Raw genomic sequence first — 15,545 nt, 5'->3', positions numbered from 1 at the left:
GCCCCCTGCACTCACCGCGCCGCGCACTCCGACGCGAGCCGCCCGAGCACCTTCAGCGCGTCCTCGATCTGCCGCGACCACGGATAGCTGTAGTTGAGCCGGATGAAATGCCGGTAATCGCTGCTTGCCGAAAACATATGCCCGGGGCCGACCGTGATCCCTTGAGCGAGCGCCAGCGCATACAGCTGCATCGCGTCGACCTGCGGCGGCAGCTCGACCCACAGCACGTATCCGCCCTGCGGCTGCGACAGCCGCGTGCCTTCCGGGAAGAAGCGCCGCACCATCGCGCTCATCAGGCTCGCCTGCTGCGCGTACTGCTTGCGCATGCGCCGCAGGTGGAAATCGTAGCCGTCGTATTTCAGGTACTCGGCGATCGCGAGCTGCTCGATCGCGGGCGTGGCGAGCGTGTTCAGGAATTTCAGCTTCTCGACCTGGTCGCGGTAGCGGCCCGGCATCGCCCAGCCGATCCGGTAGCGCGGCGACAGGCTCTTCGTGAACGACGCGCAATGCAGCACGAGCCCGTCGCGGTCGAACGACTTCAGCGCGCTCGGCGTCGTGTCGCCGAAGTGCAGCTCGTGATAGACGTCGCTCTCGATTGCCGGCACGCCGTGCTTCGCCAGCAGTTCGACGAGCGCGCGCTTGCGCGCGTCGGGCATCTCGAACCCGAGCGGATTCTGGTAATTCGGCATCACCATGCACGCGGCGATGCGCTCGCGTTCCATGACCCGTTCGAGCGCGTCGAGATCGATGCCGTCGGCCGGGTGCGTCGCGACTTCCAGCGCGCGCATGCCCATCCGCTCGATCGCGTGCAGCATCGCGTAGAAGGTCGGCGATTCGACGGCGATCGTGTCGCCCGGTTTTGCAACGGCCTGCAGGCACAGGTTGATCGCTTCGGTCGCGCCGATCGTCACCACGATCTCGCCGGGCTCGACCGCGATCCCGCGCTCCGCATAGCGCCGCGCGATCTGGCGGATCAGCTCCTGGTTGCCGGGCGGCAGATCGTCGATCACGCCCCAGCGCGTGCGGCGGCGGCCGATCGTCTGCGCATAGCGCGCGAGACGCTGCACCGGAAACTGCGACGCATCGGGATACGGCGAGCCGAGCGGCACCGCGTCGTCGCGCGAGATCGAGCGCAGCGTCGACAGCACGAGCCGGCTCACGTCCACGGCCGACGGCTCGGCGGCCGGCGCCGACATGTGCAGTTCGGCCTCGGCCGGCGCCGACGCGCGCGCGCGGACGAAATAGCCCGATTGCGGCCGGCTTTCGATCAGGCCGCGGCTTTCCAGCACGAGGTACGCGCGCAGCACGGTCGTGACGCTGAGCTGCTGCTGCCGGCTCGCCTGCCGCACCGACGGAATCCGCTCGCCGGGCCGGTACACGCCACGCTCGATCTGCGCCTGGAGATCGTCGGCCAGTTGTTCGTAACGCTTCACGCGCCTCCCTTTCAACTTCCCTTCAACAACACAGTTGCGATCCGCACTGTCTGAATGGCCGAAACTGTACTCTTTTTTGAAGTGAACAGGTGTACACACAGCCGGACGGGGGCCACGCGTACTCTGCAGCCATCGACCCCGACACCCGCTGCATCATGAAAAAGAAATCCGCCACCGCGCGCATCGAACCGTACACCCACCCGGCCGCCGGCTGGGGCGCGCTGAAAGCCGTCACGATCAACCTGATCAAGGAAAAGGTCGCCGGCGGCAACTACCGCACGCTGCTGCGCCAGAACCAGCCGGACGGCTTCGACTGCCCCGGTTGCGCGTGGCCCGACCGCCAGCACGCATCGACGTTCGAATTCTGCGAAAACGGCGTGAAGGCCGTGGCCGCCGAAGCGACGAGCAAGCGCGTGACGCCCGAATTCTTCGCCGCGCACACGGTCACCGAGCTGCTTGAACAGTCGGACTTCGAACTCGAGCAGCACGGCCGGCTCACCGACCCGATGGTGTACGACGCACAGACCGACCGCTACGTGCCGATCGCGTGGGACGATGCGTTCGAGCTGATCGCGCGCCACCTGCGCGCACTGCCCGACCCGAACCAGGCCGCGTTCTACACGTCCGGTCGCGCCAGCAACGAAGCGGCGTTCCTGTACCAGCTGCTCGTGCGGCTGTACGGCACGAACAACTTCCCCGACTGCTCGAACATGTGCCACGAGGCGACGAGCCGCGGGCTGCCCGCGTCGGTCGGCGTCGGCAAGGGCACCGTCACGCTCGACGATTTCGAACACGCGGACACGCTGCTGATCTTCGGCCAGAACCCGGCCACCAACCACCCGCGGATGATGGGCGAGCTGCGCGAGTGCGCGAAGCGCGGTGCGACGATCGTGTCGATCAACCCGCTGAAGGAACGCGGCCTCGAACGCTTCGCCGACCCGCAAAGCCCCATCGAGATGCTGACGATGTCGGGCACCAAGATCGCGTCGACGTTCATCCAGCCGACGATCGGCGGCGATTTCGCGCTGATCAAGGGGATGGCGAAGCGCGTGCTCGAACTCGACGACGCCGCGCGCGCCGCCGGTGCGCCGCGCGTGCTCGACACCGCATTCATCGGCGAGCACACGGCCGGCTTCGACGCGTTCGCCGACGACCTGCGCAACGAAAGCTGGTCCGCGCTGACGGCCGAAAGCGGCGTGCCGTACGAACAGATCGACAGCCTCGCGCAGCTCTATGCACGCAGCGAGCGCGTGATCGCGACGTGGGGCATGGGCATCACGCAGCACAAGCATTCGGTCGCGACCGTGCAGATGCTGACGAACCTGATGCTGATGCGCGGCAACATCGGCCGCCCGGGCGCCGGCCTGTGCCCGGTGCGCGGCCACTCGAACGTGCAGGGCAACCGCACGGTCGGCATCGAGGAAAAGCCGTCGCAGGCGTTCCTCGACCGGCTCGGCCACGTGTTCGACTTCGAACCGCCGCGCCACCACGGCTACGACGTCGTCGAGACCATCGAAGGGATGCTCGAAGGCCATGTGAAGGTGCTGATCGGCCTCGGCGGCAACTTCGCGATGGCGACGCCCGACACCCCGCGCACGTGGGAAGGCATGCGCCGCTGCGACCTCTCCGTGCACATCACGACCAAGCTGAACCGCAGCCACCTGATCCACGGCCGCGATGCGCTGATCCTGCCGACGCTCGGCCGCACCGAGATCGACCTGCAGGACAACGTCGCGCAAGGCGTGACGGTCGAGGATTCGATGAGCATGGTTCACGTGTCGTACGGGATGAACAAGCCGGCGTCGCCGAACCTGATGTCGGAGCCCGCGATCGTCGCGCACATGGGCCATGCGCTGTACGGCAGCGGCAAGATCGACTGGCTCGCGTACAAGGACGACTACGCGAAGATCCGCGACGCGATCGAGGCGACGCTCGACGGCTTCTACGACTACAACACGCGCATCGCGCGGCCGGGCGGCTTCCACCTGCGCGTGGCGTCGCGCGACCGCGAATGGCTCACGCCGACGGGCAAGGCGAACTTCATCGCGCACGCGCTGCCGGCCGACACGCCGATCCAGCGCGCCCGCGCGCTGCACGGCGAGCGCCTGATGACGCTGATGACGACGCGCTCGCACGACCAGTACAACACGACCGTCTACGGGCTCGACGACCGCTACCGCGGCGTGTTCGGCCAGCGCCGCGTGGTGTTCGCCAACCGTGACGACCTCGCGATGCTCGGCCTGAAGGCCGGCGACTGGGTCGACATGGAAACCGTGTGGCACGACGGCATCGAGCGGCGCGCGGACGGCTTCCTGCTCGTCGAATACGACATCCCGCGCGGCTGCATCGGCGCGTACTACCCGGAAACCAACCCGCTCGTGCCGCTCGACAGCGTCGGCGACGTCTGCAACACGCCGACGTCGAAGTCGATTCCGGTGCTGCTGCATCGCGCGGCCGCGCCGGCCTCGATCGCCGCCTGACGGAGCGCAGCGATGATCGTTCGTCCGCGCGAGCACTGGCTGCGGATGCTGCTCGTCTGGAACGGCTCGGTGCTGCCGACCATCCTGCCGCAGCTCGTGCTGACGCTCGCGATCAGCCTCGTCGCGGTATGGGGCGGCGGCCGCGTGCTCGGCGAGAAGGTGCCGCTGAACCCGACGCCGTTCACGCTGATCGGCCTCACGCTCGCGATCTTCGCGGGGTTTCGCAACAACGCAAGCTACGAACGCTACCGCGAGGGCCGGCAGCTGTGGGGCGGCGTGCTGACCGCCACGCGCACGCTGGTGTCTCAGGCGCTCTGCTACGGTGCGATCGATCGTGACGACGCGTCGCGGCGCGCGTTCGTGCGGAAAGTCGTCGCGTACGTCTATGCGCTCAAGCATCAATTGCGCGGCACCGATCCGGCCACGGACCTGCGCGGGCTGCTCGACGGCGCCACCTACGCGCGCGTCGCCGGTTCGCGGTTTCGCCCGGTCGTGATCGCGCACGAGCTGCGCGAAGCGTTCGCCGCACGCGCCGATGCGGGCCACCTCTCCGACACACGGCTGTGGATGCTCGACGCGCGTCTCGACGATCTCGTGTCGATGGTGAGCGGCTGCGAACGGATCGCGTCCACGCCGATTCCGTTTTCATACGACGTGCTGCTGCACCGGACCATCTATGCGTACTGCGTGCTGCTGCCGTTCGGCCTCGTCGATTCGATCGGCGCGGCGACGCCGTTCGTCACCGTGTTCGTCGCCTATACGCTGATCGCGCTCGACGCGATCGCGCATGCAATCGCCGAGCCGTTCGGCGACGGGCCGAACCATCTCGCACTCGATGCAATGACGCGCCAGATCGAGCGCACGCTGCTCGAACTGAACCGCGAGCCGCTGCCGGCCGAAGTGACGCCCGGCAAGGCTTATCGACTCAGTTGACGCGCAAGCCGCCGCTCACGCGCGTCGATCCCTCCGTCAATCCTGGCGGCCGCGCAGGAAGCCATCGTGCGCGGCCGCCGTCTCCGCGATCGTTCTCAGCAACACCGCACCGTGCAGCAGCGCGCGACCGTCGTCGCTGTCCACTTCGGTCACGCGCCGCAGCAGCACACGGGCCGCCGCGTTGCCGGCCCGCTCCAGCCGCGCAAAATCCGCCTGCCCGACGCGTCCCCGCACCACCGCGACCGCACGCCGCGCCGCCGGCTCGCGCGTCGCCACTTCGGCCAGCGCCAGCAGGTTGTCGCCGATCGTCCAGGCCGCAAGCAAATCGCGCATGTCGCGTTCGATGAGGCTGGGCGGTAGGTGCCCCGCGAAACCAAGCTCACGCCCGAGACGGTCGGCCGTGCGGCTCAGCCACGCGCTCGCCCGCCATGCCCGCGGATTGCGTGCGATGCGCGCCAGGTCGTCGCGCACCGCGCGATGCAGGCGCCGCCGGCTCGTGCCGGGATCGCCGGGAAACACGAGCGCGAACACCAGCGCCCCGAACGCGATGCCGAGCAGCGTGGCGAGCGCCGAATTGAGAAACGCGGCGTCGCCGATGCGCGCGGTATTGTCCGGCGACGTGAAATTCCAGAAGAAGATCGAGAAGCCGCTGCCGATGCCGGCCGTGCGCGGATTGCGCATCGCGATGCCCGTGCCGATCAAGAACACGCCGAGGATGTACGCGAGCATCTCGAAGCCCGACACCGCCGGCAGCAGCACGAAATTGCAGAGCGCGCCCGCGAGCGCCGCGCACGCCGCCCCTTTCAGGAAGCCGACGGTCGCGCCGACCGAATTCGGGCGCGTCGAGAACAGCGCGCAGACCACGCCCGTGATCGCGACGAACCCGGCGCCCGACGGCCATGCGGTGACGATCCAGAGCGCCGAGGCGACCAGCACCGCGACGAACGCACGAATCCCGTTGTGCCACGCGAGCACCGGATCGCGGTGGAACGCATAGCGCACGCGCGATGCCGGCGGATCCGGCCGGTCCAGTTGGGCCTTGCCGGCAAAGGCGGCGTCGAACCCGGCAAGCAGCGCCGCCAGCCGGTCGAGCGTGAGCAGGCGCGACGGGTCCGAACCGGCCGGGTCCGCGGCCTCGGCGCGCACTGCATCGTCCACGCGCGCCCGCAATGCGCTCAACTCGGATCCCGCTTCGCCAGCCGCCGCCACGCCGTCAAGCACCTGCGCGGCATCGGCGACGAGCGGGTCCGGCGTGCCGCCGCTGCGCGCCGCGTGCTCGTGCAACGCCTGCCCCGCGGCCTGCGCGGACAGCACGCCCAGCACCGCCGCACGCAAATGGCCGATCGCGTCGCGCACCGGCGGCGCGCCGGCGGCCGCATATTCGGCGGCCGTGTCGAGTTCGAGTGCGTCCGCGAACAGCCGGTGCACGGCCGCGCCGTTCGGCTCGCGGCGCAGCGCGCCCGCGCCGACGGCCACCGCGCGGTCGAGATAGCGCGCAAGCCGCGTGCGGACGTCGGCCAGCGGCGAACCCGGCGCGAACACCGTCTCGAACGCCGCGCCGCACAGGATGCCGACCACCACATACAGGAAGCGCGCGGTCGCGATGTCGAATGCGTGCAGCGGCGCGGAGACGGCATCCATCGCGATGATCGCCGCCGTATAGCCCGCGAGCACCGCCGCATACGCGCGGAAATTGCGCAGGAAGGTCGCGACGCCCGCGCACAGGCCGATCCACGCGGCGAGCGCAGGCAGGAACAGCTCGGGGGTTTGCGCGAAAGCCCCGGTCAGCACCAGCGCGACGGCCGCGCCGATCGCGGTGCCGAGAATCCGGTACTGGCTCTTCGACAAGCCCATCCCGCGGCTGCCTTGCGCGACGATCCACACCGTCGACGCGGCCCATTTCGGGTCGTCGAGGTTCATCCGGAAGGCAATGTAGAGCGCGAGCAGCGACGCGGCCGTGTTGCGCAACGCGAAGCCGAGGGCGCCGGGCGGCAGCGTGGGCCGGGCGTCGCGCAGCGCGGTAAGTACGGCCGCGAGCGGCGGGAGATGGGGCAAGGCGAATTTCATGCGGCGAGCATACGGGGGCGTGCCGCCGCCACTAAGAGGCGCGGACAGGATGCGTTATTGCGCCGGGCAGGATAATCGCCGCCGCACGAAGCGATTCGGCCGGCGCGGGTAAGATGCGCGCAGGTCGAACACTGAAGCACCCTGTATGGACTTCGAAAGCATCCGGATATTCCTGCGCGTGGTCGAGCGCGGCAACTTCACCGCCGCCGCCACGCAACTCGACATGCCGCTCAGCCGCGTGAGCCGCAAGGTCAAGCAGCTCGAGGACGATCTCGGCGTCCAGTTGCTGTATCGCACCACGCGCCGCGTATCCGTCACCGAGGCCGGGCGCGACTACTACGAGCGCTGCCTGCGTGCCGAGGACATCCTGCTCGACGCGGACCGCCAGGCCCGCGCGCTGCGCACGGCGCCGGAAGGCATGCTGCGCGTGCTGGTGCCCTACTCGATCGGCCTGTTCGAGCTGGAGCCGGCGCTCGCCGAGTTTCGCCGGCGCTACCCGCTGGTCCAGCTGGTGCTGATCTACGACAACAACCCGCTCGATCTCGTCGAGCACGGCTTCGACGTCGCGTTGCGCGCGGGCGTGCTGACCGACTCCAGCTATATCGCGCGCTCGCTCGGCTGGTCGCAGGCGAAGCTCGCCGCGAGCCCCGCCTATCTCGACCGCGCCGGCCGGCCCGCCACGCCGCAGGACCTCGCGCAGCACGACCTGCTGCTCGTCGGCCGCGACGCGCCCGGCCTGACGCTGCGGCTCACCAATGCGGCCGGCGAAGTGGCCGACGTGCCGGTGCGGCCGGTGCTGATCACCAACGAATCGGTGACGGTGCTGCGCCAGGCCGCGAGCGGCGGCGGCATCGCGCTGGCGTCGACGCACTACACGGCCCGCCGGCTCGAACGGAACGAACTCGAAATCGTGCTGCCCGACTGGCACCGGACCGACGACGTCGAGCTGCACGTGCTGTATCCGCGACGCGCGACGCTCGACAGCAAGGTGCGCGCGTTCGTCGAATTCCTCGCGGAAGTGTTCGACGACTGGCGCACCGCACCGTAACCGGCACGGTTCGCACACCGATTATTGCAGCAAGCGAAATCGATTAATGAGCCGGCCCGTGTTGATGGCGGCTCGCCGCATCGTTAGCCTGTCGCGATGCAAAACAACTCCACACGCGACCGCAGCCGCCTGAGCGCTGCCCGCAGGCGCGTCACGCGCGTCCCGCCTTCCTGACCGGCAGCATCCCGCGCCCCGAAGCCCGCCACGGCTTCGTGCATCCGATCGAGCAGCACGTCACACGCGTCGGCACCCGTACCGGGCCGCGTCGCGCGCGCCGTGCCCCCTTCCATTCAGCAGCCGCGCCGCGCGTGCGTCGCTTTCGCGCGCGTGTGCGCGGCCGCGCGCGATAGCGCGTGCCCGCCGCAACGGGCCGCATCCGTTACGCACCTTACGCAGGAAACCTCATGTCCTCTCCGTCATCTTCAGCCCCGCTATCGGGCGGCCGCCTCGCGATCGGCACGATCGCGGTATCGCTCGCGATGTTCATGAACGTCCTCGACTCGTCGATCGCGAACGTCGCCATTCCGACGATCTCGGGCGACCTCGGCGTGTCGGTCGACGAAGGCACGTGGGTGATCACGATCTTCGCGGCCGCGAACGCGGTGTCGATTCCGTTGACGGGCTGGCTCACGCAGCGCTTCGGCCAGGTGCGCCTGTTCGTCACGTCGATCCTGCTGTTCGTGTTCGCGTCGTGGCTGTGCGGGATCGCGCCGAACCTGCCGACGCTGCTCGCCGCGCGGATCCTGCAGGGCGCGGTCGCCGGGCCGCTCGCGCCGCTGTCGCAAGCGCTGCTGCTCGGCGCGTGGCCGCGGCAGAAATCGTCGAGCGCGCTGGCGCTGTGGTCGATGACCGCGCTCGTCGGCCCGATCGCGGGGCCGTCGCTCGGCGGCTGGATCACGTACGACTACAACTGGTCGTGGATCTTCTACATCAACATCCCGGTCGGCTTCTTCGCGGCTGCCGTCACGTGGATCGTGTTCCGCGATCGCGAATCGGCCACGAAACGCATGCCGATCGATACGGTCGGCCTGTTGCTGCTCGTACTGTGGGTCGCATCGCTGCAGATCATGCTCGACAAGGGCAAGGATCTCGACTGGTTCAACTCGCCCGTCGTCGTCGCGCTCGGCGTCGTCGCGCTGATCGGCTTCGCGTTCTTCCTCGTGTGGGAGCTTTACGAAACCAACCCGATCGTCGACCTGCGCCTGTTCACGCAACGCAATTTCGCGGGCGGCACGATCGCGATCTCGGTCGCGTACGGGATGTTCTTCGGCACGCTGGTGCTGCTGCCGCAGTGGATGCAGGGCTATCTCGGCTACCGCGCGGTCGATTCGGGGCTCGCCACCGCACCGCTCGGGGTGTTCGCGATCCTGCTCACGCCGGTCATGGGGCGCCTGCTGCCACGCACCGATCCGCGCTACATCGCGACGCTCGCGTTCGTCGGCTTCGCGGTCGTGTTCATGATGCGCACGACCTTCTACACCGACGTGTCGCGCTGGGATCTCGTGCTGCCGACGCTGCTGCAGGGTATCCCGATGGCGATGTTCTTCGTGCCGCTGACGTCGATCATCCTGTCCGGGCTGCCGCCGGAAAAGATCCCGGCCGCCGCCGGCCTGTCGAATTTCGGCCGCACGTTCTGCGGCGCGGTGGGCACGTCGCTGATCAGCAACGCGTGGAACGACCGCACGATCCTGCATCACGTGCGGCTCACCGAACAGGCGAGCATCACCAACCCGACCTTCGCGCAGCACGTCGACACGACGCGTTCGCTGCTGCACCTGGGCCCCGACTCGGCGCTCGCGTTCTTCAACGCATCGGTCGATTCACAGGCGGCCGTGATGGGATTGAACGACATCTTCTATGTGTCGGCGATCATCTTCATCGCGATCATTCCGCTGATCTGGATCACGAAACCATCGCGCTCGGGCGGCGGCGATGCCGATGCGGCGGCGGCCGGCGCGCATTGATCCGCGTGTGCGATGGTCGGGCCCCGGCCGCTCACGCCGGGGCCCGCGCCGCGACGCGCAGACGTAATAAAGACTTGCAATCGATACAGGCGGAAACGTCAACAGCCGGTGCCCCCTCCGCGTTTTTTGGACAAGCGCCCACGATCCGGACGCGCAACGACAGGAGAAAACACCATGCGAGCCTTTACCCGCCATCTCGCGATTGCCGCCACCCTGATGTCGGTGCTGACCGGCACCGCGTTCGCCGACACGCCGTGGCAACAGGCGCATCCGCGCCGCGAAGAGGTCAACCAGCGCCTCGCAAACCAGAATCGCCGGATCCATCACGAAGTGAAGGAAGGCGAGATGTCGCACGCCGAGGCCGCGCGCCTGCACCGTGACGACCGCAAGATCCGCCAGGAAGAGCGGGACATGGCTGGGCAGGATCACAGCCACATCACGAAGAGCGAAAAGCACGTGCTGAACCAGCAGGAAAACGCGGTCAGCCACCAGATCGGCCAATAAGATCGACAACACCGGCAAGTGCCATTCGCCATCACCTGAAACGCTCGCTGCCGCGATGCGGTAGCGGGTGCTTGTTGTATCGAATCGTTTCAACGTCCCAACGCCGTCAAACGCTGCGGGTATACTCCGTCGTCAGCCGCCTGTTGCATCGTCGTCCGTCAAAAACGGCCCGATTCCGGGCGGTTTCGTCGCGAAGCTTCGCGTTTCGCCTACCCCGCGCCCCAGCCTCGATACGAGACACACGACGACCCGCCATGAAACGATTCCTGCTGCTCCTTCCCGCCGCCCTGCTAGCCGCGTGCGGTTCCGCTCCCTCGTCCGACTCGGCCGCCTCCTCCGGCGCAGCGCCGATGATCTACGTGTCGTCGCAACGCCCGGCCTACGCGATCGCCAACTGCCTCGACAGCCGCCTGTCGGGCACCGAGCAATCGCAGCACAACGGCGTGACCGACATCGCCGTCGGCTCGAACTCGTACTTCGTCACGCTGACGCCGTCGGGCAACGGCTCCGTCATCAAGGTCGTGCGCGGCTCGGGCAACGAGCCGGCCGAGGAAGCGATGCGCTTCGCGATCGCGCGCTGCGCGATCTGATCCGAACCTGCCGATGCCGGGCGCCCGCCCGGCTCGCTGCCGCGCGCCACCCCGCCGGCGCGCACGCCGAATATTTTCATCCGGGCGGCCGTCGATGAGAGAATCGCACCCACGATTCCCTTTCAACGGAGCCCGCATGAAGCACCTGCTGTCCCGCCTGTTCGTCAGCGCCGCGCTCGTCGCGCTTGTTCCGGCGCTGCCGGCACAGGCGGCCACGCCGCCCGGCATCTTCGTCGTCGCCACGCAGCTCGGCGAATTCACGACCCTCGACCCGAGCGGGATCTACGAGCTGGTGCCGTCCGAGTACGTCGCGAACACCTACGAACGCCTGGTGCGCGTCGACCTGAAGGACCCGACGCGCTTCGACGGGCAGATCGCGCAATCGTGGACGGTCGGCGCCGACGGCGTGACCTACACGTTCAAGCTGCGCCCCGGCCTCACGTTCCATTCCGGCAACCCGGTGACCGCCGACGACGTCGCGTGGTCGCTGCAGCGCACCATCCTGCTCGACAAGGGGCCGGCCGGCGTGCTCGCCGATCTCGGTCTCACGAAGGCGAACGTGATGCAGAAGGTGCGCGTGGTCGACCCGCAGACCGTCGTGCTCGAAACCGACCGCAAGTACGCGCCGAGCTTCGTGCTCAACGTGCTGAGCGCGTGCCCGGCATCGGTCTTCGACAAGAAGCTGCTGCTGTCGCACCAGCAGGGCAACGATTTCGGCAGCGGCTGGCTGCGGACCAACGACGCGGGCTCGGGCCCGTACCAGCTCGTCAAGTGGACACCCAACGAGACCATCGTGCTGCAGCGTTTCGAGAAATACCGTACGCCGTACCCGATGAAGCGCGTCGTGCTGCGTCATGTGCCCGAAGCGTCCGCACAACGGCTGCTGCTGGAGAACGGCGACGCCGACGCCGCGCGCAATCTGAGCCCCGACAGTCTCGCCGCGCTGACGAAGGCCGGCAAGATCAAGGTCGCGTCGTGGCCGGTGTCCGCGCTGCTGTACCTGAGCCTGAACACGAAGAACCCGAACCTCGCGAAACCCGAGGTGCAGCAGGCGATGAAATGGCTCGTCGACTATGACGGCATCCAGCGCAACATCGTCAGCACGACCTACAAGGTGCATGAAACCTTCCTGCCCGAAGGCTTCCTCGGCGCGTCGAACGCGCGGCCGTACAAGCAGGACGTCGCGAAGGCGAAGGCGCTGCTCGCCAAGGCCGGCCTGCCGAACGGCTTCGACGTGACGATGGACATGCCGAACGACTATCCGTACCTCGAGATCGCGCAGGCGCTGCAGGCGAACTTCGCGCAAGGCGGCATCCGCGTGAAGCTGATTCCGGGCGATGCGAAGCAGGCGATCGGCAAGTATCGCGCGCGCCAGCACGACATCTTCATCGGTGAATGGTCGCCCGACTACATGGACCCGAACAGCAATGCGCGCGGCTTCGCGTGGAATCCGGACAACTCCGACCAGTCGCCGACCAAGATGCTCGCGTGGCGCAACAGCTGGGACATTCCGCAACTGACGAAGGACACCGAGGCCGCGCTCGTCGAGCCGTCGCCCGCGAAGCGCGCGCAGCGTTACGACGCGCTGCAGAAGGCCGTGCTCGCGAACTCGCCGTTCATCATCATGTTCGAGAAGGTCGTGCAGGTCGCGACGCGCCCCGGCGTGACCGGGCCGGAAATCGGGCCGATCAACGACCTCGTGTCATACCGCACGCTCGCGAAGTAATCGCGGCTGCCCGCGCGGCCGGCACCGCCGGCGCGCGGGTAATCGCCGCGGCCGCCGCGCCGGCGCCAGGGCGTGCGGCGGCCGGCGATCTACAATGGCCGGCACCGCGGAAATACCGCGCCGCGCACACGTAACGGGGAAAGAACATGCATTCGAGCGAGCACGCGGTCTGCGTGGCGATCAACGACAACAACCGCGCCTGGTATGAAATGCTCGTGCCGTTCCTGCTGTCGCTGCGGCAGACCGGCTACGACGGCCGGATCGCGGTGATCGGCTATGGCCTCTCCGAACGCAAGCGGCAGATCCTGGCAAGCCAGTCGGTTGATGTGATCGAAGCGTCGGACGCGTATGCGCTGCCGGTCGGCCGCTTCATCGAGGCCGCCGAGTATTGCGCGCGCAACCCGCAGATCCGCAAGCTCGCGCTGTACGACGCCGACATCTGGTTCTGCGCGCCGGGGTTCGACCTGTTCTCGCAGATCGGCGACGACCGGATCCACGCGTGCCCCGACCCGCTGTTCTGCACGTTCGTCGTCACGCCGCTGATCGGCGAGCGGCGCGACCATCACTGGCGCCTCGTCGTCGACGAAGTCTCCGCGCGCCACGGCGGCGCATTGCAGGCCGGGCTCGTTGCCGGGACCGCCGACGCGTGGGCACGCTATGCCAGCCACCTGCGCGACTGCATCGCCCGCATCGGCACCGATTTCCAGGAATGCTTCGGGATCGACACGACGTTCCTGCATCTGTGGAGTGCGCAGGGCGAAACGGCGCTGCTCGATCCGGTCCAGAACTTCGTCAGCAAGTACGGCATTCACGAAGCGTTCGATGCGAGCAACGGCACCACGACGCTCCGGTATCACGGCGAGCCGATCCGCGCGCTGCACATGACCGGCGATATCCGCTTCCTCGACCGGTGGCGCTACTACGCGAACCACATCGACGCCGCGCTGCGCGACGGCGTGCCGTTCGCGCTGTCGGACGGCACGCCGTCGCAATCCGACGCGGTCGCCGCGCGCATCGCGGCGACCGACTACGTGCGCTCGGCCGGACTGACAGTGACGGCCACGGCGATCGAGGGAAGCGCGGGCGCCTACCTGCAGGCGATCGACGAACCCGGCGGCACGATGCTGATCGGCAGCGGAAACCACGAAGTCGTGCTCACCGCGACCCGCGACATCGCGCGGCTCAACGTCTACGTCACCCACCCGTCCGGCTCGCCGTCGCCGCTGCTGTGCGAAGTGCTGGTCGACGGGCAGCCCCAGCGCAAGGGTACCGAGCTGATGGCGCATGTCTCGTATCGGATCGTGGCCGGCACCGTCATCACGCTGCGCTCGACGAGCCTCGGCGGCCAGCAGTGCAACGTGATCTGGCGGCTTCGCGAAGCGCCCGACATGCAGCAGTAGGCGCCGGCCCGCTGCCGTTCAATTGAACGCCGCCCACACCAGGTACGCGTTCAACCCGACGATCACGACCGTCGCCGCTCCGGCGACGATCCGCAGCGGCAGCCGCATCGCGTAGGCGCCCATCACGTCCGCGCGCGCCGACAGCATCAGCAGCGCGATCATCGGCAGCGGCAGCACGAAACTCAGCACGACCTGGCTCGCGACCATCGCGCGCGTGACGTCGCAGCCGAGCGCGACCACCGCGAACGCGGGCGCGATCGTCACCGCGCGCCGCACCCAGACCGGCATGCGGCGGTGGATGAAGCCCTGCATCACGATCTGCCCGGCCATCGTGCCGACCACCGAACTCGACACGCCCGACGTCAGCAGCGCGACGAGAAACAGCGCGCCGGCCGCAGGCCCGAGCACCGGGATCAGCGTGTGATACGCGTCGCCGATATCGGTCATGCCCGGCGCGCTCGCGTGAAACGCCGACGACGCCATCATCACCATCGCGAGATTCACGAACCCGGCCAGCCCGAGCGCGACGACGACCTCGCGATTCGAGAAGCGCACGAGCCGCCGCCGCTCAACGTCGTCGCGCGGCGCGGTGCGATCCTGCGTGAGCCCCGAATGCAGATACAGCGTGTGTGGCATGATCGTCGCGCCGATGATCCCGACCGCGATCGTCAGCGCCGCATGATCCGGAATCTGCGGGACGACCAGGTGGAACGCGGCCGCGTGCCAGTCCTGCGGCGCGATCAGCAGTTCGCCGAGATAGCACGCGCCGATCACGCCGACCAGCGCCGCGATCGCGGCTTCCAGCGGCCGGAACCCGCGCTTTTCGAGCGCGAGGATCGCGCAGGTCGCGAGCGCCGTCGCGATCATCCCCGTGAACAGCGACAGGTGGCACAACAGCCCGAATGCAAGCGCGCCGCCGAGGAATTCGGCGAGATCCGTTGCCATCGCGGCGATCTCGGATGCGACCCACATGCCCCATACGACCGGCGCGGGAAACCGGTCGCGGCACAGCTCCGCGAGATTGCGGCCGGTCACGATGCCGAGCTTCGCCGACATCGCCTGGAACAGCATCGCGATCGCGTTCGCGGCCAGCACGACCCACAGCAGCCGGTAGCCGTATGCGGCACCGGCCTGGATGTTGGTCGCGAAGTTGCCGGGATCCATGTAGCCGATCGACGCGATCACGGCCGGGCCGACGAACGGCAGCAGCGCGACGATGCCGGTGCGGCGCCCTTCCAGCGCGGCGCGGGCCGCGCCGTCGGTATGCGTGGTGGACAGGCCCGGCAGCGCGAAGCCGCCGGCAGGTTTGCTCGTGACGGGAATCATGGTGAGGTTCCGTTCGAATGAAGAGGGCTTCCTGACGTTCGGGTGCCTTGGCCGGCATGCCGCGTGCCGGCCGA

Annotated in this window: 11 protein-coding genes; 8 read left to right on the top strand and 3 right to left on the bottom strand. The window is 68.3% G+C overall.

Features of this window, described 5'->3' with window-relative positions; all coding sequences use genetic code 11:
- Positions 1-11: 11 nt before the first annotated feature.
- On the bottom strand, positions 12-1,433 hold the full coding sequence (locus BDI24065_RS08380; protein ID WP_175030822.1) for a PLP-dependent aminotransferase family protein: 1,422 nt from the start codon (positions 1,431-1,433) through the stop codon (positions 12-14).
- 155 nt (positions 1,434-1,588) lie between these two features.
- Between BDI24065_RS08380 and BDI24065_RS08375 the strand changes: the two genes are divergently transcribed.
- Positions 1,589-3,913, top strand: coding sequence for an FdhF/YdeP family oxidoreductase (locus BDI24065_RS08375; RefSeq protein WP_175030821.1), 2,325 nt, complete (start codon positions 1,589-1,591; stop codon positions 3,911-3,913).
- A 12-nt stretch (positions 3,914-3,925) separates the two neighbouring features.
- Positions 3,926-4,846: a bestrophin family protein gene (locus tag BDI24065_RS08370; RefSeq protein ID WP_175030820.1), complete on the top strand. Its 921-nt coding sequence runs from the start codon at positions 3,926-3,928 to the stop codon at positions 4,844-4,846.
- 36 nt (positions 4,847-4,882) lie between these two features.
- Here the strand turns inward: BDI24065_RS08370 and BDI24065_RS08365 are convergent, their stop codons facing one another.
- Complete coding sequence (locus BDI24065_RS08365; protein WP_175030819.1) at positions 4,883-6,913, bottom strand: FUSC family protein; 2,031 nt, start codon at positions 6,911-6,913, stop codon at positions 4,883-4,885.
- Positions 6,914-7,058: 145 nt separating this feature from the next.
- Here BDI24065_RS08365 and BDI24065_RS08360 point away from each other — a divergent pair, with 145 nt between their 5' ends.
- From BDI24065_RS08360 to BDI24065_RS08335, 6 genes are all read left to right on the top strand, one after another.
- Positions 7,059-7,961 (top strand): LysR family transcriptional regulator, encoded by a 903-nt coding sequence (locus BDI24065_RS08360; protein ID WP_175030818.1) that lies wholly within the window; start codon positions 7,059-7,061, stop codon positions 7,959-7,961.
- Between the two features lie 404 nt (positions 7,962-8,365).
- Positions 8,366-9,925 (top strand): DHA2 family efflux MFS transporter permease subunit, encoded by a 1,560-nt coding sequence (locus BDI24065_RS08355; protein WP_175030817.1) that lies wholly within the window; start codon positions 8,366-8,368, stop codon positions 9,923-9,925.
- A 174-nt stretch (positions 9,926-10,099) separates the two neighbouring features.
- Complete coding sequence (locus tag BDI24065_RS08350; protein WP_175030816.1) at positions 10,100-10,429, top strand: hypothetical protein; 330 nt, start codon at positions 10,100-10,102, stop codon at positions 10,427-10,429.
- Positions 10,430-10,683: 254 nt separating this feature from the next.
- Entirely contained in the window at positions 10,684-11,019 is a 336-nt protein-coding gene (locus BDI24065_RS08345) for a sugar ABC transporter ATPase (RefSeq protein WP_174937459.1), read from the top strand.
- 136 nt (positions 11,020-11,155) lie between these two features.
- Positions 11,156-12,745, top strand: coding sequence for an ABC transporter substrate-binding protein (locus BDI24065_RS08340; RefSeq protein ID WP_175030815.1), 1,590 nt, complete (start codon positions 11,156-11,158; stop codon positions 12,743-12,745).
- Between the two features lie 146 nt (positions 12,746-12,891).
- Complete coding sequence (locus tag BDI24065_RS08335) at positions 12,892-14,145, top strand: hypothetical protein (RefSeq protein ID WP_175030814.1); 1,254 nt, start codon at positions 12,892-12,894, stop codon at positions 14,143-14,145.
- An 18-nt stretch (positions 14,146-14,163) separates the two neighbouring features.
- On the opposite strand, the gene BDI24065_RS08330 is transcribed toward BDI24065_RS08335, so the two are convergent.
- Positions 14,164-15,471, bottom strand: a complete 1,308-nt coding sequence (locus BDI24065_RS08330; RefSeq protein ID WP_175030813.1) for an Nramp family divalent metal transporter — start codon at positions 15,469-15,471, stop codon at positions 14,164-14,166.
- Positions 15,472-15,545 lie beyond the last annotated feature (74 nt).

The sequence above is a fragment of the Burkholderia lata genome, from assembly GCF_902499025.1.
In the GTDB taxonomy this organism is placed as follows: Bacteria; Pseudomonadota; Gammaproteobacteria; order Burkholderiales; family Burkholderiaceae; genus Burkholderia; species Burkholderia lata_C.
Note: the sequence above shows the minus strand (reverse complement) of the source record. Positions and strands in the feature narration are given on the sequence as shown.

Excerpts from the sequence above, each read along its gene's own strand:
- BDI24065_RS08375 (WP_175030821.1), top strand. The coding sequence starts at position 1,589 with ATGAAAAAGAAATCCGCCACCGCGCGCATCGAACCGTACACCCACCCG.
- BDI24065_RS08370 (WP_175030820.1), top strand. The coding sequence starts at position 3,926 with ATGATCGTTCGTCCGCGCGAGCACTGGCTGCGGATGCTGCTCGTCTGG.
- BDI24065_RS08365 (WP_175030819.1), bottom strand. The coding sequence starts at position 6,913 with ATGAAATTCGCCTTGCCCCATCTCCCGCCGCTCGCGGCCGTACTTACC.
- BDI24065_RS08360 (WP_175030818.1), top strand. The coding sequence starts at position 7,059 with ATGGACTTCGAAAGCATCCGGATATTCCTGCGCGTGGTCGAGCGCGGC.
- BDI24065_RS08355 (WP_175030817.1), top strand. The coding sequence starts at position 8,366 with ATGTCCTCTCCGTCATCTTCAGCCCCGCTATCGGGCGGCCGCCTCGCG.
- BDI24065_RS08350 (WP_175030816.1), top strand. The coding sequence starts at position 10,100 with ATGCGAGCCTTTACCCGCCATCTCGCGATTGCCGCCACCCTGATGTCG.
- BDI24065_RS08345 (WP_174937459.1), top strand. The coding sequence starts at position 10,684 with ATGAAACGATTCCTGCTGCTCCTTCCCGCCGCCCTGCTAGCCGCGTGC.
- BDI24065_RS08340 (WP_175030815.1), top strand. The coding sequence starts at position 11,156 with ATGAAGCACCTGCTGTCCCGCCTGTTCGTCAGCGCCGCGCTCGTCGCG.
- BDI24065_RS08335 (WP_175030814.1), top strand. The coding sequence starts at position 12,892 with ATGCATTCGAGCGAGCACGCGGTCTGCGTGGCGATCAACGACAACAAC.
- BDI24065_RS08330 (WP_175030813.1), bottom strand. The coding sequence starts at position 15,471 with ATGATTCCCGTCACGAGCAAACCTGCCGGCGGCTTCGCGCTGCCGGGC.